This is a genomic window from Alphaproteobacteria bacterium (assembly GCA_040905865.1).
GTDB lineage: Bacteria > Pseudomonadota > Alphaproteobacteria > UBA8366.
Genome location: JBBDQU010000055.1, coordinates 1 through 22975, shown reverse-complemented (window position 1 = coordinate 22975; position 22975 = coordinate 1). Strand labels below are relative to the sequence as shown.

General features: G+C 63.9%; 20 protein-coding genes. 13 read left to right on the top strand and 7 right to left on the bottom strand.

Annotation, left to right across the window (positions count from 1 at the left end; all coding sequences use genetic code 11):
- The first annotated feature begins 720 nt into the window (after window positions 1-720).
- From WD767_11940 to WD767_11920, 5 genes are read left to right on the top strand one after another with little or no spacing between them, the layout of a single operon-like run.
- Entirely contained in the window at window positions 721-1902 is a 1182-nt protein-coding gene (locus tag WD767_11940) for an ABC transporter substrate-binding protein (protein MEX2616796.1), read from the top strand.
- A 48-nt stretch (window positions 1903-1950) separates the two neighbouring features.
- Window positions 1951-2877 (top strand): branched-chain amino acid ABC transporter permease, encoded by a 927-nt coding sequence (locus WD767_11935; protein ID MEX2616795.1) that lies wholly within the window; start codon window positions 1951-1953, stop codon window positions 2875-2877.
- Window positions 2877-3818: a branched-chain amino acid ABC transporter permease gene (locus tag WD767_11930; GenBank protein MEX2616794.1), complete on the top strand. Its 942-nt coding sequence runs from the start codon at window positions 2877-2879 to the stop codon at window positions 3816-3818. Before WD767_11935 ends, WD767_11930 begins: the two co-directional genes overlap by 1 nt.
- On the top strand, window positions 3811-4560 hold the full coding sequence (locus WD767_11925) for an ABC transporter ATP-binding protein (protein MEX2616793.1): 750 nt from the start codon (window positions 3811-3813) through the stop codon (window positions 4558-4560). The genes WD767_11930 and WD767_11925 overlap by 8 nt, the downstream gene beginning before the upstream one ends.
- Window positions 4560-5261: an ABC transporter ATP-binding protein gene (locus WD767_11920; GenBank protein ID MEX2616792.1), complete on the top strand. Its 702-nt coding sequence runs from the start codon at window positions 4560-4562 to the stop codon at window positions 5259-5261. Before WD767_11925 ends, WD767_11920 begins: the two co-directional genes overlap by 1 nt.
- A gap of 11 nt (window positions 5262-5272) precedes the next feature.
- Here the strand turns inward: WD767_11920 and WD767_11915 are convergent, their stop codons facing one another.
- Window positions 5273-6658, bottom strand: coding sequence for a pentapeptide repeat-containing protein (locus tag WD767_11915; GenBank protein MEX2616791.1), 1386 nt, complete (start codon window positions 6656-6658; stop codon window positions 5273-5275).
- Between the two features lie 89 nt (window positions 6659-6747).
- A complete protein-coding gene (locus tag WD767_11910; GenBank protein ID MEX2616790.1) occupies window positions 6748-7629 on the bottom strand; it encodes an NAD(P)-dependent oxidoreductase in 882 nt (293 codons plus the stop codon).
- A gap of 95 nt (window positions 7630-7724) precedes the next feature.
- Here WD767_11910 and WD767_11905 point away from each other — a divergent pair, with 95 nt between their 5' ends.
- From WD767_11905 to WD767_11895, 3 genes are all read left to right on the top strand, one after another.
- On the top strand, window positions 7725-8531 hold the full coding sequence (locus tag WD767_11905; GenBank protein ID MEX2616789.1) for an N-acyl homoserine lactonase family protein: 807 nt from the start codon (window positions 7725-7727) through the stop codon (window positions 8529-8531).
- 83 nt (window positions 8532-8614) lie between these two features.
- A complete protein-coding gene (gene trxB / locus WD767_11900; protein ID MEX2616788.1) occupies window positions 8615-9580 on the top strand; it encodes a thioredoxin-disulfide reductase in 966 nt (321 codons plus the stop codon).
- A 158-nt stretch (window positions 9581-9738) separates the two neighbouring features.
- Window positions 9739-10947 (top strand): MFS transporter, encoded by a 1209-nt coding sequence (locus WD767_11895; protein ID MEX2616787.1) that lies wholly within the window; start codon window positions 9739-9741, stop codon window positions 10945-10947.
- 181 nt (window positions 10948-11128) lie between these two features.
- On the opposite strand, the gene WD767_11890 is transcribed toward WD767_11895, so the two are convergent.
- Complete coding sequence (locus WD767_11890; GenBank protein MEX2616786.1) at window positions 11129-13483, bottom strand: xanthine dehydrogenase family protein molybdopterin-binding subunit; 2355 nt, start codon at window positions 13481-13483, stop codon at window positions 11129-11131.
- Window positions 13484-13795: 312 nt separating this feature from the next.
- Between WD767_11890 and WD767_11885 the strand changes: the two genes are divergently transcribed.
- Window positions 13796-15004: a CoA transferase gene (locus WD767_11885; GenBank protein ID MEX2616785.1), complete on the top strand. Its 1209-nt coding sequence runs from the start codon at window positions 13796-13798 to the stop codon at window positions 15002-15004.
- A gap of 95 nt (window positions 15005-15099) precedes the next feature.
- Entirely contained in the window at window positions 15100-15543 is a 444-nt protein-coding gene (locus tag WD767_11880; protein ID MEX2616784.1) for a VOC family protein, read from the top strand.
- A gap of 38 nt (window positions 15544-15581) precedes the next feature.
- Here WD767_11880 and WD767_11875 read toward each other — a convergent pair whose 3' ends face one another.
- Window positions 15582-16637 (bottom strand): SPOR domain-containing protein, encoded by a 1056-nt coding sequence (locus WD767_11875; GenBank protein MEX2616783.1) that lies wholly within the window; start codon window positions 16635-16637, stop codon window positions 15582-15584.
- 173 nt (window positions 16638-16810) lie between these two features.
- On the opposite strand from WD767_11875, the gene dusA reads away from it, so the two are divergent.
- Window positions 16811-17818 carry a tRNA dihydrouridine(20/20a) synthase DusA gene (gene dusA, locus WD767_11870; GenBank protein MEX2616782.1) on the top strand — a complete coding sequence of 336 codons (1008 nt, stop codon included), beginning with the start codon at window positions 16811-16813 and terminating at the stop codon, window positions 17816-17818.
- On the opposite strand, the gene infA is transcribed toward dusA, so the two are convergent.
- Together infA and WD767_11860 are read right to left on the bottom strand one after the other, a co-directional pair.
- Window positions 17811-18029 carry a translation initiation factor IF-1 gene (gene infA, locus WD767_11865; GenBank protein ID MEX2616781.1) on the bottom strand — a complete coding sequence of 73 codons (219 nt, stop codon included), beginning with the start codon at window positions 18027-18029 and terminating at the stop codon, window positions 17811-17813. The two genes, dusA and infA, sit on opposite strands and share 8 nt — an antisense overlap.
- Before the next feature lie 99 nt (window positions 18030-18128).
- Complete coding sequence (locus WD767_11860; GenBank protein ID MEX2616780.1) at window positions 18129-18608, bottom strand: Lrp/AsnC family transcriptional regulator; 480 nt, start codon at window positions 18606-18608, stop codon at window positions 18129-18131.
- A 136-nt stretch (window positions 18609-18744) separates the two neighbouring features.
- Here WD767_11860 and WD767_11855 point away from each other — a divergent pair, with 136 nt between their 5' ends.
- Complete coding sequence (locus WD767_11855; GenBank protein ID MEX2616779.1) at window positions 18745-21135, top strand: transketolase; 2391 nt, start codon at window positions 18745-18747, stop codon at window positions 21133-21135.
- Here WD767_11855 and WD767_11850 read toward each other — a convergent pair.
- Window positions 21119-21742: a cation transporter gene (locus tag WD767_11850; protein ID MEX2616778.1), complete on the bottom strand. Its 624-nt coding sequence runs from the start codon at window positions 21740-21742 to the stop codon at window positions 21119-21121. The genes WD767_11855 and WD767_11850 overlap by 17 nt on opposite strands.
- 266 nt (window positions 21743-22008) lie before the next feature.
- On the opposite strand from WD767_11850, the gene WD767_11845 reads away from it, so the two are divergent.
- Entirely contained in the window at window positions 22009-22875 is an 867-nt protein-coding gene (locus WD767_11845; GenBank protein ID MEX2616777.1) for an OmpA family protein, read from the top strand.
- Window positions 22876-22975: the final 100 nt, after the last annotated feature.

The window sequence follows — 22975 nt, the reverse complement described above, 5'->3', positions numbered from 1 at the left end:
ATAAGAATCCTGTTCGTCCCTCAGCGCATTAACAATTTATGATTCAGCCCTGCCGACTTCGCGCTTCGGCCTTGATTGTTTCGCCGAATTAGACTATATTCCTATTTTGTGCATTATCCAGCGCGCCGCGCCGGCGTCGCGAAAAGGCGGATGCGTGGTGACACGCTGTGCCCGGGCAATGGTTTTCCCCCGAGGGGAATGATAACAAATGTTAACCGATGTATATCGCAGTGAAATATTTTCGCTTGATGACGCCCCCTTCAGCCTGAGCAGCTTGACCATGCAGACAAGATTGTGAGGGTGAAGCGGTCGTTCATGTACCGCGGCGGAGGCATCATTCATCAGTTGGAAAGCCTGCCGGACCTATGGCACGAACGCTATCTCGAAGCCGTTTAGCTGCTTAACTTCAAATTACTGTAATGGGAAGGACGCCCCCACCAGCTTCCAAAGCGACAGTCGAGAGCGGGAAATGTCAACAAATGTTAATCGATGTATATCGAAACATAATATTTTCGCCCGGTAGCCGCCCCGGCCAGGCCGCCGCCGCCGGTATCGTGAAATGCCAAATAAAAGCCAATGAAAATACATATTCCGCCACCCGCCGTTTTATGCGGCAACGGCAACGCCCCGGGCCGGTACGCAAGCCTTGACACCGCTTTGCAAAACGGGCGTAACCTTGCCCGGGCATGACGGATACAAGGGCACAGGGAGGAACACGCGATGACATTCGGGAAACTGGCCACGGGGCTGGCGGCGGCGCTGGCGCTGGCGGCTTTGCCGGCACAGGCGGCATCGGTGAAGATCGGCTTCGTGACCACGCTGACCACCCCCGCCGGCGTGATCGGCAAGGACATGCAGGACGCGTTCAATCTGGCGCTGGAGGATATCGGCGGCCGGATGGGCGGGCTGGATGTCGAGGTCATCTATGAAGACGACGGCTTCAAGCCGGAAATCGGCAAGCAGAAGACCGACAAGCTGGTGCAGAAGGACAATGTCGATTTCGTCGCCGGATATATCTGGTCCAACGTGCTGCTGGCCTCGCAGAAATCGGTGCTGGACGCGGGCAAGTTCCTGATCAGCGCCAATGCCGGCCCCTCGCAGCTGGCGGGCAAGCAGTGCCACGAGAACTTCTTCGCCACCTCCTGGCAGAACGACCAGACGCCGATGGCGATGGGCGAGGTACTGAACCAGCGCGGGGTCAAGTCGCTCTATGTCATCGCGCCGAACTACGCGGCGGGCAAGAACATGGTCGCGGGCGTCGAGCGCAGCTTCAGGGGCGAGATCGTCGGCAAGGACCTGACAAAATGGCCAGGGCAGCTCGATTTCTCCGCCGAACTCGCCAAGGCCCGGGCATCGAAGGCGGATGGCGTCTTCATCTTCTATCCGGGCAAGGCCGGCGGCGCCTTCATGAAACAGTACCAGCAGGCCGGGCTGAACGGGCAGATCCCGCTCTATTCCGTCTTCACGGTGGATTCGCTGAGCCTGCCGCTGTTCCAGGAGGGCAAGCTGGAAGGCGTCATGGGCAGCTTCATGACCCAGTTCTGGGCGCCGGACCTGGACGTGCCGCAGAACAGGAAGTTCGTCGAAGGCTTCCGCAAGAAATACGGCCGCTACCCGTCCTTCTACGCGGCGCAGAGCTATGACGCGATGTTCCTGATCAAGAGCGCGGTGGACGCGGTCAACGGCGACCTGACCGACGCGGACGGCATGCGCGCCGCCATGGAGAAGGCGGATTTTCCATCCGTGCGCGGCCCGTTCAAATTCGGCAACAACCACTTCCCGATCCAGAATTTCTACCTGCGCGAAGTGGTGGCGGATGCCGATGGCAACTGGACGACCGCGACGCGCGGCGTGGTGTACAGGGATCATCAGGATCCCTACGCCAAAGACTGCAAGATGTAGGATGACGGACCTTCCGCTCCGTCACCGGGACGGAAGGCCGATTTTGCGATGACCTGGACCCTGTTGCTGGAGCAGTTCCTGAACGGCTTTCAGCTCGGCGTTGTGCTGTTCCTGATGGCCGCCGGGCTGACGCTGGTGTTCGGGATCATGGACATGGTCAACCTGGCGCATGGCTCGCTCTACATGATCGGCGCGCTGCTCTGCGCCACCTTCACGGACTGGACCGGGTCCTTCATCCTCGGCGTGCTGCTGGCGCTGCCGGCGGTGCTGGCCGTGGGGATTGCCGTGGAAGTGGTGGCGCTGCGCACCCTGTACCGGCGCGACCACCTGGACCAGGTGCTGGCGACATTCGGGCTGATCCTGTTCTTCAACGAGCTTTGCCGCATCATCTGGGGGCCGGAAGGCATGGCCATCCCCCTGCCCGGCTGGCTCGACGGCAGCATCGAAATCCTGCCCGGCATGCCCTATCCGACCTACCGGCTTCTGGTCATCGCGGTCGGGCTGGCGGTGGCGGCGGCGCTGTACTGGCTGGTGGTGAGGACCCGCACCGGCATGCTGATCCGCGCCGGCGCGTCGAACCGGACCATGGTCGGCGCGCTGGGCGTCAATATCGGGCTGCTGTTCACGCTGATCTTCGGGCTGGGCGCGGCGCTGGCCGGGCTGGCCGGGATGATGGCCGCGCCCATCGTGCAGGCCAATATCGGCATGGGCGAAAGCATCCTGATCCCGGCCTTCGTGGTCATCGTGGTCGGCGGCATCGGGTCGATCCGCGGCGCCTTCATCGCGGCGCTGCTCGTCGGGCTGATCGACACGATGGGCCGCTCGTTCCTCGACCTGCTGCTCGGCACGGTGATGTCCGTCACCGCGGCGGAGACGGCGGCGCCGGCGCTGTCCGCCATGGCGATCTATATCCTGATGGCAGTGGTCCTGTTCTTCCGCCCGCAGGGGCTGTTCCCGCCGCAGGGACGCCGCTGATGGGCCTGAACCGGCGGACAATCGTAACCGTCCTGGTGCTGCTGGGCCTGGCCCTGCTGCCGCTGCTGCTGGGCGGCGCGCCGTTCTATATCGGCGTCGTGGCGCGGGCGATGATCCTCGCCATCGCCGCGATCAGCCTGAACCTGATCCTCGGCTACGGCAACATGTTCAGCTTCGGCCATGCGGTCTATATCGGCATCGGCGCCTATGCGGTCGGCATCTGCGCCTATTACGATATCTTCGACGGGTTTATCCAGTGGCCCATCGGGCTCGCGGTCTCGGCGGCGGTCGCGCTGGTGTTCGGCGCGATAGCGCTGCGCACGAAGGGGGTCTATTTCATCATGATCACGATGGCGCTGGCGCAGATGATGTATTTCCTGGGCCTCAGCCTGGACGAATACGGCGCGGATGACGGGCTGGTCATCTACACCCGCAGCGAATTCGCCGGGCTGATCGACCTGGAGGACCACATCACCCTGTATTACGTGTGCTTCGGCTTCCTTCTGCTGATCGTGCTGGGCATGGCGCGGCTGGTCAATTCGCGCTTCGGCCTGGTGATCCGCGCGACCAGGTTCAACGAGGCGCGCATGCGGGCGCTGGGCTTTCCGGTCGACCGCTACAAGCTGACCGCCTTCGTCATCGCCGGTACGGTCTGCGGGCTGGCGGGGCTGCTGCTCGGCAATTTCACCAATTTCGTCAACCCGGACATGATGCACTGGACGCGCTCGGGCGAATTGATCTTCATGGTCGTGCTGGGCGGCATGGGGTCGGTCTTCGGCCCGGTCTTCGGCGCCATCGCCTTCCTGCTGCTGGAGGAATTCCTGTCCGACTGGACGGAGCACTGGCAGATCGTCTTCGGCCCGTTCCTGATCCTGGTCGTGCTGTTCGCGCGCGGCGGGATCGACGGGCTGCTGGGACGGAGGAACCCGTCCGATGACTGAGCCGCTGCTGAGGGTCGACTCGCTGGTCAAGCGCTTTGGCGGGCTGATCGCGACGGACCACCTGTCGCTCGATATCCTGCCCGGCGAGGTGCATGCCGTCATCGGCCCGAACGGCGCGGGCAAGACCACCTTCATCGCGCAACTGGCCGGCGAGTTGCGCCCCGATTCCGGCACGATCCATTTCGACGGCCGCAACATTACCCGGCTGGATGCGGCGCAGCGGTCCCGGCGCGGGCTGGCGCGGTCGTTCCAGATCACCAGCATCTTTTCCGGCCTTACGGTGGAGGACAATGTCGCGCTTGCGGTGCAGGCGCATGCCGGGCACAGCTTTCGCTTCTGGCGCGACGCGCGCGTCGACCCGGCGCTGCGCGACCCCGCCGCGGCAATGCTGCGGCGCGTCGGCCTCGGCAACCGCCGCGACGGGCTGGCCGGCAACCTGGCGCATGGCGAACAGCGGCAACTGGAACTGGCCATGGCGCTGGCGACCGAACCGTCGCTGCTGCTGCTCGACGAACCCGCCGCCGGCATGGGCGTCGACGAAACCGAGCGCATGGTCGCCCTGCTGCGGGCATTGAAGGGAACGGTCGCGATCCTGCTGGTCGAACACGATATGGACACGGTGTTCGCGTTGGCCGACCGGATTTCCGTGCTGGTCAACGGATCCTGCATCGCGACCGGGACGCCGGACGCGATCCGCCGCGACGCCGATGTCCGCCGCGCCTATCTGGGCGAGGATTCCTGATGCTGGAAGTTGCGGGCATCACGACGTTTTACGGTGAAAGCCAGGTGCTGTTCGGCGTCAGCTTCGACGTGAAACCCGCCCAGGTCGTTACCCTGCTGGGCCGCAACGGGATGGGCAAGACGACGACCGTCAACGCGATAATGGGGCTGAAACCGCCGCGCGGCGGCAGCATCCGCTTTCGCAAGCTGGCGCTGCGGGGCCTGCCCAGCCACAGGATCGCCCGGCACGGCATCGCCCTTGTTCCGGAGGGCCGGCAGATTTTCCCGAACCTTTCGGCGCATGAAAACCTGGTGGCGACCGCCGCCAACCGGCGCAATGCCCAACGGCCATGGACAGCGGACCGGGTCTACGAAATGTTTCCAACGCTGGCGGCGCGCCGGGACAACAGGGGCGATTCGCTGTCCGGCGGCGAACAGCAGATGCTCGCCATCGGTCGCGCGCTGATGACCAACCCGGAACTGCTGATCCTGGACGAGGCGACCGAAGGCCTGGCGCCGATGGTCCGCGGCGAGATCTGGCGCTGCCTGGAAATGCTGAAATCCGAAGGGCTCGCAATCCTGCTGATCGACAAGAACCTGGACGCGCTGACCCGCATCGGCGACTGGCACTATATCATGGAAAAGGGCCGCATCGCCTGGTCCGGCGACAGCGCGGCGCTGATCTCCGGTCCGGATATCCGGGCGCGCTATCTCGGCGTATGAGCCGGCGGAAATCAGGTCACGCCGCCGCGCCGCAGGCCGACCGCGCCGCGCAAATCGGCGCCGGCAAGGTTCGCCTCGCGCAGGTCCGCCCCGTCCAGAAGCGCATCGGTCAGCACCGCGCGGGACAGATCGCTGCCTTTCAGGCTCGCATCGGTCAGGTCGGCGCCGGTGAAATTGGCGGCGACGAGATCCGCGCCGAGGAATCGCGCGCTGTTGAGGCGCGTGAACTGCAGATTGGTGGTCCATTCCCGGCCGATCGCGCCTTCCATCGGCACCGGCCCCAGGCGGGCGCCGGTCAGGTTCGCGCCGGTCAGGTTCGCGCGGGTCAATCCGGCGCCGCGCAGATCGGTGTAGCTGAGATTGGCGTCCCGCAGGTCGCAATAGCTGAGATCCGCCATGATCAGATGCGCCCGTTCGAAATGGCATCCCCGGAAATTGCTGTAGGACAGGTTCGCCATCGAAAGGTTGACGGAGGTGAAATCCTTTTCCGACAGGACGTAGCGCGACAGCACCGCGCGGGCGCCGATATCCCCCTTGCTGGTGACCCAGAGATGATGATTCTTCAGCGTCTGCGGCAGGTCGCCCTCCAGATCGTCGAGCGACTTTGGAAACGACGCATGGGAAATATCCGTCCTGGAAAAATCGACGCCGTCCAGAATGGCGCAGACAAGGTCCGCCCCGGTCAGGTTTGTCTGGTCCATTCGGGCGCCTGTCAGCACCGCGCCATGCAGCACGACATTGGTCAGGTTGGCTTCGCTGAGGTCGCAGTTTTCCATGTTGGCGCCCGTCAGGATCGAGGCGGTCATGTCCGCCCGCGCCAGGTTGACGCCGCTCATGTTTGCGTCGGTCAGATCGGTTTCGATGATCAGCGCATCGCCCATCTTCGCATGGGACAGGTCGGACCCGGTCAGGATCGCCGCCGCCAGGTCCGTCACCGACGGTTTCTGCCGGACCGCTTTCAGCTCGCCGTAACTGTCGCGGTTATACAGCCGGCCGGCCCGCAGGTCCGCCTCGATCAGGCTGGCATGGGCCAGATTGGTGCAGCGCATGCTGGATCCGCGCAGATCGACCAGGTCCAGGATCGCATTGGACAGGTCCGCATCGCGCAGGTCGACCGCGAACATGTTGGCGGAATGCAGGTTGGTCCCGATCATGCGGGCGCCCTTCAGCTCCGCGCCCGTGAAATCCGCGCCGCGCAGGTCCCGGCCGGAAAAATCCAGATAGGACAGGTTGGTCAGCTTCAGGCTGGCCCGTTTGCCGCTTCTGTCCTGTTTCAGGAAGCGGGCATGCAGCGCCATGATCTCGTCCAGCTCCTGCTGGGTCAGCCGCGTACGCTGAATGGCGCGCGGATCGCGCCGATACTGGTCCGAATAAACGTCGACGTCACGCGTGGTCAAGACCATGCTCCCAATTGCCACACCTCCACGCGGTGCGCAGCATCGGCCAGTATGGCCACGATTGGTTAACGTATACTGAACCTCGGGATCTAATCTTCGAGCAGGCGGTACAGCACCGGGCTGTAGTACTTGCCCCAGCCCTTTGCCTCGACCTCCTTCAGCTTGCGGTCGACGAGCCGCGCGGCCTCCGCGTCGACGCCGGTTTCGTCGATCAGGCGCAGCGTATAGCTCATATCCTTGATCGAATAGGTCACCGGAAACACGTCATCCGGATATTCCTCCTTCATCATGTACTGCATACCGTGCTTGCGCAGGGCGAAGCTGTCGGCGGAGCCGCGCGACAGGGTCGTGAACAAAACCTCCGGATCGACGCCGGACCGCTTGCCGATGGCCATCGCCTCGGCCAGCGCCTGGACGTTCATGACCAGCACCATGTTGTTCATCAGCTTGACCACCTGCCCGGTGCCGACCTCGCCGCAGCGGGTGACCTCCGTACCCATGGTATCAAGCACGGGCTTCACCCGTTCGAACACCGCCTCCGGGCCGCCGAACATGATGCTGAGCGTCCCGTCCTCTGCCGAGGACACCCCCTTGGCAACCGGTGCGTCCACGTAATCGACGCCTTTCTCGGCGAAGAGCGGCGCCAGTTCCCGCTCGATATCCGCCGTCGCCGTCGTCATGTCGACGACGATCTGGCCCTTGCGGGCATGTTCCAGGATACCGCCTTCCTGCAGGCAGATGGCGCGCACCTGCGGCTCACCCGGCAGGCACATCAGCACGATATCCGCCGCCTCCACGACGGCCGCGACGCTGGGCGCCGCTTCGACGCCCGCATTGTCCAGCGCCGCCACCTTGTCCATGTCCACGTCGAAGGCGATGACGGGGACGCCGATCCTGGTCGCAAGGTTGCGGCACATGCGCCCGCCCATGACGCCCGTGCCGATGAATCCGATTTTTTTGTAACCCGCCATGATCGACTCTCCCAGTGTGCAGTAATATCCTGCGCGCAATGCTGGTCGGTAACGTACCGATCCTCAAGCAAATTCTCCAAAATCAGGGAAATACGATGCCGCAGTCCCCCGAACCCTACGAAGTCTACGCCATCCGCTATGCGGAGCGCGACGCGATGCATAACGAACATATCCTGAACAAGGACCCCCATGACGGGCCCAGCCCCATGGATTACTTCGTCTGGGCGATCGTCGGCAATGGCCGCACCATCGTTGTCGATATCGGTTTCGAGGAAAAGGAAGCCACGGCGCGCGGCCGCAACCTGCTGCGCCGGCCGGCGGACGGGCTGAAACTCATCGGCATAGATTCGAAGGAGGTGGAAGACGTCGTTGTCACCCACCTGCATTACGACCATGCCGGCACGGTCAGCGACTTCCCAAAAGCAAAATTCCACCTGCAGGAGCGGGAGATGCATTTCGCCACCGGCAAGCATATGACCCACAAGGTTTTCAACGTCGCCTATGCGCTGGATTACGTTTTCGACATGATCCGCAACGTTTACGACAACCGGGTCGTCTTCGTCGACGGCACGAAGGAAATCGCGCCGGGCGTGACGCTGCATCATGTCGGCGGCCATACGGACGGGCTTCAGGTCGTCCGTGTCCCGACCAAACGCGGCTGGGTCGTGCTCGCCTCCGACGCATCCCACTACTACATGAACATGCGCACGGAGAACCCTTTCCCGCTGGTATTCAGCGTCGGCGACATGGTGCAGGGATACGAGACCCTGGAGGCTCTGGCCGATTCGCCGCGGCACATCGTGCCCGGCCACGATCCGCTGGTGATGCGGGAATACCCTGCCCCGTCGAAGGAAACGGAAGGCATCGTCGTGCGGCTGGACGTGCCGCCAAAGGACGTCTGAACGGCAATTTTCTTGAAGCGACCGCCGCAAGGCATTAATTGCAGCAGGGCAGAAGAAGCAGGCAACACGAAAGGCGCGCACTCATGGCCGAACATCGCAGCAGGGTCCTCATAATCGGCTCCGGCCCCGCCGGATACACCGCCGCCATCTACGCGGCGCGCGCCAGCCTGAAGCCGATGCTGGTCGCTGGCTTGCAGCCCGGCGGGCAGATGACCATCACCACCGACGTGGAGAACTATCCGGGCTTCGCCGATGTCATCCAGGGCCCCTGGCTGATGGAACAGATGCAGAAGCAGGCGGAGCATGTCGGCACGGTGATGGTCCAGGATATCATCTCCACGGTCGATTTCTCCAGGCGCCCCTTCACCTGCACCGGCGACAGCGGCGACACCTATGTCGCCGATTCGATCATCATCGCGACGGGCGCGCAGGCGCGCTGGCTGGGGCTGGAGTCGGAACAGAAATATATGGGCTTCGGCGTATCCGCCTGCGCCACCTGCGACGGCTTCTTCTTCCGCGGCCAGGAAATCGCCCTTGTCGGCGGCGGCAATACGGCGGTCGAGGAAGCGCTCTACCTGACCAACCACGCCAGCAAGGTGACGGTGATCCATCGCCGCGATTCCTTCCGCGCGGAAAAGATCATGCAGGACCGGCTGTTCGCCAACCCGAAGGTCGAGGTGATGTGGGATTCGACGCTGGAGGAAGTCCTGGGCGAGGGCAACCCCCCGGGCGTCAGCGGCGCCAGGGTACGCAACGTGAAAACCGGCGCGGTCACGGAACTGCCCGTCACCGGCATCTTCATCGCCATCGGCCACGATCCGGCGACGGCGGTGTTCAAGGGCCATGTGGACATGGACGACGAAAACTACATCCTCACGGCCCCCGACAGCACGGCGACGAACGTTCCCGGCGTCTTCGCGGCGGGCGACGTGGTCGACAAGGTCTACCGGCAGGCGGTCACAGCCGCCGGCATGGGCTGCATGGCCGCCCTGGACGTGGAGAAATTCCTCGCGGCCCATGAGGGCGCCGAGGCGGTGGCGGCGGAGTAGAAACGGGTCGAAATTTTCGGTCCACGCCCGATGTCCGGATCAACAGGTTATCTGTCTCGAGCAGGGTAAACACAAGAAAACTTCGATGTACACCGAAGCATAGACTGCAATCGGCGTGGTATCCAGCGGCATTGAATTTCAATAGCTGGATGATTGGCATGCACATCTTTTATGGATGGTGGATGGTCGCCGCTTGCATGGTCATTGCATTGATCGGAAATGCTCTCGGCCTTTTCGGTGCCGGGGTATATCTCCATGCCGTGGTTACGACGAACGGCTGGACGACAGGCCTCGTTTCAAGTGCAATTACCATTTTCTATGTTGTCAGTGCGCTTCTGCTGATACCCGTCGGTAGCGGCATCAAACATTTTGGTCCGCGTCCGGTCATTGCGATCGGCGGCATTTCCCTGGCACTCGGCGTTGTGGGAATTGGCCAGGCAACCTCGCTGTGGGAGGTATATCTATTCTTTTTTTGTATGGGAATAGGCTGGGCCGGCCTTTCCACCACCGCGGTTGCGACAACTCTTGCACCGTGGTTCGATAAACATCAGGGGCGCGCGACATCGACGGCCTCGCTTGGTGCAAGCATTGGCGGGATGACAGGTCCCCCGATACTGCTTTTCGGCATTGCGGAGATCGGGTTTCCATCTACAACAATCGTAGCCGGGCTTTTCGCAGCCGTTGTCTTGCTCTCACTCGTCAGTCCGGTGCTGCGTCATCGCCCGCAAGACATGGGACTTCTCCCGGACGGTGCACCTACGGACCGCTCCAAGACTACGGCCATCGCGCCGAACTGGACCTACATGACGGCTTTATGCACCCCTACCCTTCGCACTGTCGTTGCGGCCTTTGGCGTTGGAATGATGGTGCAGATTGGCTTCCTCACGCATCAGGTCACCATGTTGGCCTTGTCGGTAAGCCCCCTTGCCATCTCAATGACAGTATCGGCAACCGCCCTTGCTGCCCTCTTGGGCCGCCTCGCGCTTGCCCGGTTTGCCGATAGGATTGACGCCAGGGCGACGACAGCAGGCGTGTTACTGCTGGCTGCTGGTTCGCTTGGTGCAATGGGTCTCTTTCCCGACCCCTCAGTGCTGGTCATCACCAGCATCGTATTCGGATTTACAGTGGGTAACGTCACGACGCTGTCACCGATCATCGTACGGCGGGAATTCGGCGCCGCAGCGTTCGGCACGGTCTTCGGCATTGCATCATGCTGTATTCAACTCGCCGCAGCGCTGGGTCCCAGCCTTTTTGGCCTGTTGTATGACAGATTCAGCAGTTACGGGCCCGCCCTTTTAATTGCGGCGATCCTGGATGTCTTGGCCGCATCAATCATAGCCATCGGTAGCCGCAAGGCAGCTTCATAGATCCAGAACCCGCCGCAGTATTGCTCCATTTCGTGTCCAGAAGACGCTTCAACGTCTGAACACGAGAGTCAACGCCGTGCCACCAGTCCACAAAATTCAACCGGACAGTAGTGGATCAAGTCCGGACATGACGTTTGGCGACGTTTGTGATTTGTTCATTTTTTGCACGTGGCCAATGAAGCTATCCTTTCCTCGCTTCCCGGATCGCCTGCCAGACTTTCTGCGGCGTCAGCGGCATTTCAATATCCTTCACGCCGTAATCGCGCAGCGCATCCGCCACGGCGCTGACGATGACCGCGAGCGCCGGGGTGGTGCCGCCTTCGCCGCCGGCCTTGATGCCGAGCGGGTTGGTTGGCGACAGCACTTCCACAATATCGGTCTTCAGGTCCGGGAACAGGTCGGCGCGCGGCAGGGCGTAGTCCATCAGCGTGCCGCAGAGCGGTTGGCCCGATTGCGGGTCGGTCACGCATTGCTCCCACATCGCCTGGCCGACGCCCTGGGCGATGCCGCCATGGGTCTGGCCGTGCAGGATAAGGGGATTGATACAGCGCCCCACATCGTCGACCGCCGCGTAGCGCGTGATCCCGATCGCGCCGGTGTCGGGGTCGACCTCGACCTCGCAGACATGGCAGCCATTGGGGAAGACCGGGTCGTGCATTTCGTTGTCGCGCGCCACGGCGAGCCCGCCGGCGAGGTCGTCCGGCAGTTCGGCGCGCGCCGCGGCATCGGCGAGTTCCGGAAAATCGAAACTGCGCTGCGCGTCCGGCACGCGGAACCGGCCGTCTTCGAAATTCACCGCGACCGGGGCTGTCTGCAGCAGCACGGCCACGATCCGTTTGCCGCGCTCGATAAGGTCCTGCGCCGCCAGCGCGAAGACGGTCGCCGCGTGGCGCATGGAGCGCCCGGAATGGGAGCCGCCGCCCAGGCGCACGATATCCGTGTCGCCCATGACGATATTGACGCTGTCAAACGGGACGCCCAGCAGGTCCGCCACCACCTGGGCGAAGCTGGTTTCGTGCCCCTGGCCGCTGGGCTGAGTGCCGATGACGACGCGGACCCGCCCGTCCGGCGACACCTCGATCTCCGCCCGCTCCCGGGGCGCGCCGATGGAGGATTCGACATAATTGGCGAGGCCGATTCCCGCCAGCCGCCCGCGCGATGCGGCGGCGGCCCTGCGGTCGGGAAAGCCGTCCCAGTCGGCCATCGCCATGGCGCGGTCCATGGCGGCTTCGTATTCGCCGCTGTCATAGACGGCCCCGACCGGGTTGGCGTAGGGCATCCGGCGAGGCGCCACGAGGTTGCGGCGGCGCAGCGCGACGCGGTCGAACCCGAAGCGGTCGGCGGCGGCGTCGATCAGCCGTTCGATGGCGAAGGTCACCTCGGGCCGGCCCGAACTGCGATAGGCCTGGGTCGGCATTGTATTGGTGAAGACGGCGCGGGCGCGCATCGTCGCGGCGGGAATGTCATACGCGCCGCTGACCAGCGCGGAGCCCTTACCGAGCGGCGACAGCGATACGCAGCGCGCGCCGGCATTGCTGATATTGTCGGCGCGCAAGGCGAGGAAACGGCCGGTTGCGTCCAGCGCCAGCGCGACCCGGGTGACAAGGTCGCGCCCCTGGTAGTCGGTCAGGAAGGCTTCGGAACGCGTCGCGGTGTATTTCACCGGGCGGCGCAGCTTTTCGGATGCCCACAGCACCAGCCCGAATTCGACATAGACCCGGTTGCGCGCGCCGAAATTGCCGCCGACATCATGCGAGAGAACACGCAGCCGGTCGGGGTCGATCCCCAGCACCGCCGACAGTTCGTGTTTCTGCCGCACCGCGCCGCCGCTGCCGGCGTACAGCGTGTAGCGGCGGCTATCCGCATCGAAATGGCCCAGCGCGGCGCGCGGTTCCAGCGGCGCCGCCGTAACCCGGCCGATATGGTAGCGTTTTTCGATGACATGCGTGGCCACGGCGAAGGCGGCGTCGGTCGCGGCTGCGTCGCCAAAGGATGTGTCGATGAACGTATTGTCCGCGATCTCGTCCCACACCGACGGCGCGCCCGGTTCGACGGCGGCTTCCGAATGCACGACGAAAGGCAGTTCCTCGTAGGCGACGTCGACCGCTTCGGCGGCGTCGAGCGCCTGTTCCCGTGTTTCCGCGACCACCATCGCCACGGCCTCGCCGGCATGGCGCGCCCTGTCGGCGGGCAGCAGGACATGCGGCCCCTCGAACACCGCACCGCCGCCGGGGGCGGACAGTTTGAGGTCGTAGCGGGTCTTCGGCAGCGGGTTATGCGGAATCGGGCCCAGTCCGTCATCGGCGCAATCCCGGCCGGTAAACACGCCCAGCACGCCCGGCATGGCGCGGGCGCGGATGTCGTCGATGTCCAGTATCCGCGCATGCGGATGCGGCGCGCGCACCATCGCCGCCCAGCTCTGGCCCGGCAGGCTGAAATCGTCGGTGAACCGGCCCTGGCCGGTCAGCAGCCGCCGATCCTCCGTCCGGCGCAGCGGCCTGCCGATATTGCGGATAATCTGTTCGTCGAAGGGCATGCGCCGTCCCGGTCCCCGTTTCGCCTATCCCGCCATGTAATCCCGTATCGCGAGCGTCAGCGTCACAATGCCAATCCCCGCCAGTGTCAGCAATGCGGCGTTGCGGTAATGGCGATGGCCGCCGCGCGAAAAATAGCGCGCGCCGAACCATGTGGCGCCTGTTGCGGGGCGACTGTATCACGTTGTACGGCGAAAGCCCCGGGAACCCGGTATGGCGGAGAGACCCGCTGACAGGGGGGCGGCTTTCGCTTTGCGGCGATAGGGTGATATGGTCCGCGGCCTTTCCATTCAACACAGCAAAGCAGACACCCGATGCCCCTTCCACTCCAGGATATCCGCGTGCTCGATCTGACCCGGGCGCTGGCCGGTCCTTTCTGCACCATGTGCCTCGGCGATTTCGGGGCGGATGTGATCAAGGTGGAATCGGCGCCGCAGGGCGACATGACGCGGGTCTGGCCGCCGCATGACCGGGGTGTTTCGACCTATTACCTGTCGACCAACCGCAACAAGCGCGATATTGCCGTCAATTTCCGCGACCCGAAGGGACTGGCCCTGCTGCGCCGGATCGCGCGCGATGTCGATATCGTGGTGGAAAATTTCAAGCCGGGTCGCGCGGACGAGATGGGCCTGGGCTATGACGATCTGCGCCGGGAAAATCCGGGGTTGATCTATGCCAGTATTACCGGATTCGGCCGCGACGGTCCCTATGGCGACTGGCCCGGATTCGACCAGATCGCCCAGGGCATGTCCGGGCTGATGGGGCTGACCGGCTATCCCGACGGCGACCCGACCCGTATCGGCATTCCCGTCGCCGATATCACGTCGGGCATGTGGTCGGCGATGGGCATCCTCGCCGCCGTGGCGCAGCGGCATGTCACCGGCCAGGGGCAGCGGGTCGAAAATTCGCTGCTGTCGTCGACGGTCGGGCTGCTGTCCATGCAGGCGCAGCGCTTCCTGTCGGTCGGCGAAATTCCCGGCCGCACCGGGAACGACCACATGGTGATCTATCCCTACGGCACCTTCGAGGCGCGCGATGCGGGGCTCAATGTCGCCGCCGCGACCCAGGAGATGTGGATCGCCCTCTGCGGGGTGCTCGGGCTCGAATCGCTGACGACGGCGCCGGAATTTGCCGATAACGCGAAGCGCCTGGCCAATCGGGACGCCTTGCGGGACCTGCTGAACGAACGGTTCCGCACGGATACCGCGATTGCCTGGACCCGACGGCTGGTCGAAAAGGGCATCCCGTCCGGCCCCATCTACGCGCTGGACCAGGTTTTCGCCGACCCGCAGGTCATCCATGGCGGCATGGTCGAGGAAGTGGCGCACGCCACGCTCGGCCCCATCCGGGTGCTGTCCAATCCGCTGCGCATGGACGCCTTCGAGGATGGGAAAACGGTCCGCCTGCCGCCGCCGGAAACCGGCCAGCATTCGCGGGACGTGCTGGCGGAATTCGGTTTCGCGACGGACGAAATCGAGAGCCTCGTCGCAGAGGGCGTGATCGGCGTCCGGGACGCCGGATAAACCGCAATCGCGGAAATACCGGCGTTTGCGCCCGGCGGCACAAATGGTATGACTCCGGCAGATCACAGAAACCATTGAACGGACGGGAGCCTTTCATGCGTTATCTTCACACCATGGTGCGGTCGTCGAACCTGGACGAGACGCTGGATTTTTACTGCAACAAGCTGGGCCTGGTGGAAATCCGCCGCCGCGACAGCGAAGCGGGCCGTTACACCAACATCTTCCTCGCCGCCCCGGAGGACAAGGCGTCGGCGGAGGCGGTCAAGGCGCCGCTGCTGGAAATCACCTATAACTGGGATTCGGAGGAATTCGCGCCCGGCAGCCGCAGCTTCGGGCATCTCGCCTTCCAGGTCGATAATATCTACGCGCTGTGCCAGAAGCTGCAGGATTCCGGCGTGACCATCAACCGGCCGCCGCGCGACGGCTACATGGCCTTCATCCGCTCGCCGGACGGGATTTCGCTGGAACTTCTGCAGGCGGGCGACCCGCTGCCGAAGCAGGAACCCTGGGCGTCGATGGAAAATACCGGCAGCTGGTAGGCTCTGTTCCGGGTAGCGGGGCGCGGGCCGCCCGCCGGTCAGCGCTGAACGACGCGCAGATCCGTGGCGGGTGTTGCCGCCACGGGACTGCTTGTATCCGGCTGGCGTTCGCGGGCCCAGCAGTCGATCCCGTTGCGTTTCAGCGACTGGCACCGGGCGCGGGCCTGGGCCTTGGTCTCGAATTCGCCGACGATCAGGCGAAACAGCGGCGTGCCTTTCACCGTGCCCTGCTCGAAGCTCGGCTCGAACTCCGCCAGCAGCGCGCCGCCGGCGCTCCTGATTCGCGTCCAGGCCTGTTTCGCCCGGGTCGGCGAACGGTAGGCCGCCAGCTGGATGCCATACAGTTCGGCGCCCTCCGCGCTGTAGGCCGCCCGGGCGTTGTTCGACGCGCCGCCGCCCTGCGCGGTGCGCATCGGTTCGTCGGATCCCCGCTCGAAACTGACGAGTTCCCGTTTTACCGGGTCCAGAAAGGTATCGGCGGTCTGCAGCACCACCCGCCCCAGCGCCGGCGAATAGTAGTTGTTCCGTCGCACGCCGTCATAGATGCATTCCAGCAGGATGGTATCGAATGTTCCCGCCGCGGTTTCCGCGGGGGCGGGTTTGACAACCGTGCAGGACTGCTTGCGGCTCTGCGCCGCGTAGACGCCGCCCCGGGTCGTATGGCGGAAGGTGACGGTTTTGCCCGGCGTCAGGGGAAACATGTCGCCGGTGGCTTCCATCACGACCGACGCGACCTGCGGCTTGCCGCCCGCATCGAAAACGGCGCGGCCGGGTATCAGCGCCGGTTCGCCGCCGATCCAGCGACGGCCCAGGCTGTCGCGCCACCACACGCCCTGACCGTCGACCCGTTCGACGGATTCCGCGATCAGCGATTCGCCGACCCGGAAGCGGAAGACATCGCCGACGTGGAATGCCGGCGCCGGCGCAACAGCGGCCGCGGGCATGATCTGCGCCACCGGCGTGGGCTGGCCCATCGCCACGGGCATGGCGTCATCGGTAAAAAGGTTCGTCAGTGATTCGAACGCCGCGCACCCCGGCAGCAACCCCGCCAGACACAGTGCCAATCCCCTGACAGCAGCGTTCCGCATCGCCATTTGTCCTTTCCATGGTCGCGCGAGCGCGACGGGTTGAACAAGATATTGTTGTTTTTGAATTGTCTCACACAAAATATCGAAAACGACACCCTGCATCAATTACCAAAGTCGATATTTCCGCCGGAAGCGCCTATTTTCCCGGCAATGGATACGAAATTGAAGGAATTCTGCCAGTGACGCCGTCGAAGGGCAATCCGGACCGCCGCCTGTCCGTCGCGCCGATGATGGACTGGACCGACCGGCATGACCGCTATTTCCTGCGGCTGCTGAGCCGTCGCACGCTGTTGTATACCGAAATGGTGACGACGGGCGCGCTGCTGCATGGGGATGTCGCGCGGCACCTGGATTTCGACGCGGCGGAACATCCGCTGGCGCTGCAACTTGGCGGGTCGGATCCGGCGGCGCTGGCGGCATGCGCGGCGCTGGCGGCGGAATGGGGCTATGACGAAATCAACCTCAATGTCGGCTGCCCCAGCGACCGGGTGCAGTCGGGGCGGTTCGGCGCCTGCCTGATGGCGGAACCGGACCTGGTGCGCGATTGCGTGGCGGCGATGCGGGCCGCCGTATCCATCCCGGTGACGGTGAAGTCGCGCATCGGCATCGACGACCGGGATTCCTACGAGGAACTGAAGGGCTTCGTCGGCTGCGTCGCGGAAAGTGGCTGCCGGACCTTCATCATCCATGCCCGCAAGGCGATCCTGTCGGGCCTCAGCCCGAAGGAAAACCGGGAAATCCCGCCGTTGAAATACGACATGGTCCATTCCATCAAGCGCGATTTTCCCGAACTGGAAGTGATCCTGAACGGCGGGGTGCCGTCGCTGGACATGGCGGAAACACATCTTGAACAGGTCGATGGCGTCATGATCGGCCGCGCGGCCTATCGCGACCCCTGGCTGCTCGCCGAAGCGGACAGCCGGATCTTCGGCACGCCCGACAGGCTGCAATACCGCTACGAGGCGGTGCTGGCATTCCTGCCCTATGTGCGGGAGCGCCTGGACGAAGGCGTGGCGCTATGCGCCATGACGCGCCATATCCTGGGCCTGTTCAACGGCATGCCGGGCGCCCGGCGCTGGCGGCGTTATCTGAGCGAAAACGCCTATGGCGCCAAAGCGGGCGCGGAAGTCATCGAAGCGGCCCTGGCCCTGGTGGGTACCGAACAGACCCGGGCGGCGGCTATTTGAAGCGGTAGGTGATGCGGCCCTTGCTCAAATCGTAGGGCGTCATTTCGACCGTAACCTTGTCGCCGGCGAGGACGCGGATGCGGAAACGGCGCATCTTTCCGGCGGTATGGGCCAGCAATTCATGCTCGTTCTCGAGCTTTACGCGAAACATCGCGTTGGGCAGCACCTCGGTCACGGTGCCGTCAAATTCCAGCATTTCTTCTTTAGCCACGGATATTCCTTGGTTGTTAAGCAGTAAGTTTCGCGGAAAATGGGTCAAACGCCGCGAAAAAACAACCGTTTTCTCGCTTTTGTCGCATTTAATCGGGTTTCAGCCCGTCGATGCCAGCGGCAGGGCGGTGGTGTATTTCACCTGCTTCAGCGCGAAACCGGACCGGATATTGGCGATGCCCGGTACACGGGTGAGGTGATCCATCAGGAAGCGTTCATAGGCGGCGAGGTCCGGCACGACGACACGCAGGTGATAATCCGCATCCCCGGTCATCAGGTAACATTCCATGACCTCGGGACGGGCCTGCACCGCCTTTTCGAAGACTTCCAGCGCGCCTTCGACCTGCTTTTCCAGGGTCACCTGCACGAAGACGCTGACCCTGAGGTCGAGCGCCGCCGGATCGACCAGCGTCACATAGCGTGAAATGGCGCCGGATTCCTCCAGTGCGCGGACCCGACGCCAGCAGGGCGAGGCGGAAATACCGACCCGGCCGGCCAGTTCCACATTGGCGATGCGGGCATCCTCCTGCAGAACCGCGAGGATGCGCCGATCTATCTCATCAAGGCGTGTCTGGGACATAATCCACCGAAATTTTGCCAGTTTGCGAAATATATTGCCGAATTGCCGGATAATAAAGCATTCTTGGCAAAGATCGACCGCGCCGCTCCGGGTATAATGGAGACATCCTGCTTCCCCCCGCGAAAGGAACCGGCCGATGACACCGCCAGCCCCCACAAATCTCCGACTGATCGACAGCGAATCGTCCCCGATCGTCGCGCCGGACCAGTTGGCCTGCCTGAAGGAGGTCGAGCGCAAGATCCTGTGGCTGTCCTCCTGGATGATCCACAACGCCAACCATATCCGGCCCAGCCGCGACGGGCTCAAGGTCGGTGGGCACCAGGCCTCCTGCGCGTCGGCGGCGACACTGCTGACCGCGCTGTACATGGATGTGCTGCGGCCGGAAGACCGGATCGCGGTGAAGCCGCATGCCAGCCCCGTCTATCACGCGATCATGCATCTGCTGGGCCGGCAGGATATAGACAGGCTGAAGAATTTTCGCAGTTTCGGCGGCGCGCAATCCTATCCGTCGCGGACCAAGGATGGCGGCGACGTGGATTTCTCGACCGGCTCGGTCGGCCTCGGCATCGCCGAAACGCTGTTCGCGGCGCTGGTCCAGGATTATGCAAATCTGCATGGCCGCATGGGGGCGGGTGTGAAGCCGGGTCGCATGGTCGGGCTGATGGGCGACGCGGAACTCGACGAAGGCAATGTCTTCGAGGCGCTGCTCGAAGGCTGGAAATACGATGTCGGCAATCTGTGGTGGATCATCGACTACAACCGGCAGAGCCTGGACGGCGTCATCAACCATATGCTGTTCCAGAAGATCCAGTCGTTCTTCGGCACCGTCGACTGGAATGTGGTGACACTGAAATATGGCAAGAAACTGGAAGCGGCGCGCGGCGGACCGGCCGGCGAGGCCCTGTGGCGCTGGATCGACGAATGCCCGAACGATTTGTATTCGGCGCTGACGTTCAAAGGCGCCGACGGGGCATGGCGATCCCATCTGAAGACGGCCCTGGCCGGGACTTCGGGGCTGGAAACCCTGCTGGACAGCCATGACGACGAGTCCCTGCATGCGCTGATGACCAACCTGGCCGGGCATGACATGGAATCCATCCTGGAGGCGTTTCACGGCGCGCAGGGGGATACGCCCTGCTGCTTCGTCGCCTATACGATCAAGGGGTATGGCACGCCGCTTGCGGGGCACAAGGACAACCATGCCGGCATGATGAACCCGGCGCAGATGGAAGGGCTGCGCGCCATGATGGGCGTGCCCGAAGGGGCGGAATGGGACCGTTTCGCCGGGCTGGAAATCGGCGCGGACCGGCTGCAGGTGTTCCTCGATAATGTGCCGTTCAACCGGGCGCCGTCGCGCCAGCATACTGCCGCGACCGTGCCGGTGCCGGACATAACCGCCCCCCGGCACGAGCAGGCCTCCACCCAGCAGGTCTTCGGGCAGATCCTGAACGAACTCGGCCGCGGCAAGAGCGAACTGGCGGCGGCGCTGGTCACCACCTCGCCCGACGTGACCGTGTCGACCAATCTGGGCGGCTGGGTGAACCAGCGCGGGCTGTTCAACCGCCATGAACGGCCGGACGTCTTCCGGCAGGAGAATGTCGCCTCGGTGCAGAAATGGTCGCGCTCCACTACCGGCCAGCATTTCGAGCTCGGCATCGCCGAAAACAACCTGTTCCTGATGCTGTCGGCGCTGGGCCTGTCGGCGCCGCTGTTCGGCGCGCGGCTGCTGCCGGTCGGCACGCTTTACGATCCCTTCGTCAATCGCGGCCTGGATGCGTTGAACTACGCCTGTTACCAGGATGCCCGTTTCATGGTCGTCGGCACCCCGGCGGGAATCACACTGGCGGCGGAAGGCGGCGCGCACCAGTCGGTCAATACGCCGCTGGTCGGCATGTCGATGCCGGGACTGTCCTATTTCGAACCCGCCTTCGCCGACGAACTGGCGGCCGTCATGGAATGGGGCTTCCGGCACATGCAGGATCCCGATGGCGGCGCGGTCTATCTGCGCCTGTCGACGCGGACGATCGCGCAGCCGAAGCGGACGCTGTCGGCGGCGGACAGGGACGCCATCGTCACCGGCGCCTACTGGCTGCGCGAACCGGCGGCGGGAGCGGAACTGGCAATTGTCTATGCCGGGGCCGTGGCGCCGGAAGCGATGGCGGCTTACGAAACCCTGCTGGAGGATATTCCCGGCGCCGGGCTGCTGGCGGTGACCTCGCCGGACCGGCTGCATGACGACTGGCTCGAGGCCAAGAAACGCCGCCGTACCGGCGACCGCGACGCAACGGCGCTGATCGAGACCATGCTGGGGCGGCTCGCGCCGGATGCGGTGCTGATCACGGTGATCGACGGTCACCCGACGGCGCTGTCATGGCTCGGGGCCGTGGGGTCGCAGAAGGTTTCCGCGCTGGGCGTCGACCATTTCGGCCAGTCGGGCGATATCCAGGACCTGTACCGCAACATGGGAATCGACGAGGAAGCGATCCTCGACGCTGCGGCGTCGGCCTGTCTCACGCGGCTTCAGTAGTCTGCGGTTCGCGCCATTCGCCGAGGGCCTGGCGCAGCACCTGCCAGGATGAGGACAGCGCCAGCGACGCCATGATGACGGCGACGACGGCGTCGGGCCAGCCGGTGTCGGTGGCGAAGACCCCCGCGGCGGCGATCATCACCGCGACATTGCTGATCGCGTCATTTCGGCTGCACAGCCAGACCGAGCGCATGTTGGCGTCGCCTTCCCGGAAGCGGATCAGCAGCAATGCGCAGAACACATTCGCAACGAGAGCCGCGAAGCCGACCGTTCCCATGATATGCGCGCCGGGCAGGGTGCCGTTCACCGCGTGCCAGATGGCGGCGCCCAGCACGAAGATGCCGAACAGGCCCATCGACGCCCCCTTGAGCACGGCCGCCCCCGTCCGCCAGCGCAGCGACAGGCCCATGACCGCCAGCGTGATGGCGTACGTCGCGGCATCCCCCAGGAAATCGATGGCGTCCGCCAGCAGGGACACGGATTTCGCGGCGATCCCGGCGGTCATTTCGACGCCGAACATGACCGCATTGACGATCAGGACAATGACCAGTATGCGCCGCAGCCGCGTCGTGGTGGGGGTATCGTTCTGATTATGGCAGCAGCTCATTCTCCGGAATGTAGTGGCGACACGGCTCGTATACTATAGCATTTACTGTAATATATACTGTTGCGCTGGCTGCACTGAGAGAAAATTCCGGGGTCCCCCCTGTCAAAGCAGCATCCGGGTACCCATATAAATAGCATAAGTATCGTGGAAGATACCAACAGTGCCGGGCGTGCGAGGTGGGGAGTGCGCCATCCCGTACCGGCGACGTTTGTTTTACATGGCCCCACCGAAGACGTTGGCAGCCAGGTTTCAATTGGAGCAATCATATGAAATTTCAGGTAATCGGGCTTCTCGCGGGGGTGGCGCTTCTGGCAGGCGCCTGTGCGGATACAAGGCTGGTGGAGAATGTCTCCGGCATGACACCGGTGCAGCAGGGTTTCACGGCCCATCTGCATGAGCAGTATGTGGCCCTATCGAGGGCCGAGTTCGCCGAAGGCGACATTTATGACGGAGGCATCTTCGCCCGGCGCGGAGAAGCGTCCGCCAAGGGTGAGGTCGTTGAACCCGACAGCCTCTGGGATCGTTCCTTCACGGAAGCAAACCGCGTGCAGGTTCACCAGCAGCGGGGACGCCTGATGTATGCGCTGGATAGCGGCGGCCGGGAACAATTTCCCGAACTCGCGTCGACGGCCCAGTCGCAGTTCGACTGCTGGGTTCAGGAACTCGAAGAGAATAACCAGCCCGACGATATCAGGCGGTGCCGCGACGGATATGAGACGGCGATGAAGGCGCTGGAAGATGCGCTGAAGCCGGCGCCGATGGCGACAACGCCGGCACCAGCCCCGGCCCCGGCACCCGAGGTCGTTCGCAACTTCCTGGTGTTCTTTGACTTCGATAGCGCCAATCTCACGGAGAGCGCCCGCGAGATTATCGAGGCCGCGTATAACGCCAGCGAGCAGGGTTCCGTTGCGACGATCGAAGCGACGGGCCACGCCGACCGCGCCGGTCCCGATGGCTATAACCTGCGACTGTCCGAGCGTCGCGCAGCGGCGGTCAGGGCGGAACTGATCCGTCTGGGCGCTGCTGCCGGGGAAGTCGTTACCCTGGCCAGGGGTGAGCGCGAACCGCTGGTCGAGACCGGTGACGGCGTCCGTGAACCGCAGAACCGCCGGGTCGAGATTATACTGAAGTAACGCGACACGACGACACGGATGAAGGGCCGGGTTTATGTGACCCGGCCCTTCAGACCGCTGACAAACCCCGTCGGATTTCCGGCGGGGTTTTCCTTTTGAG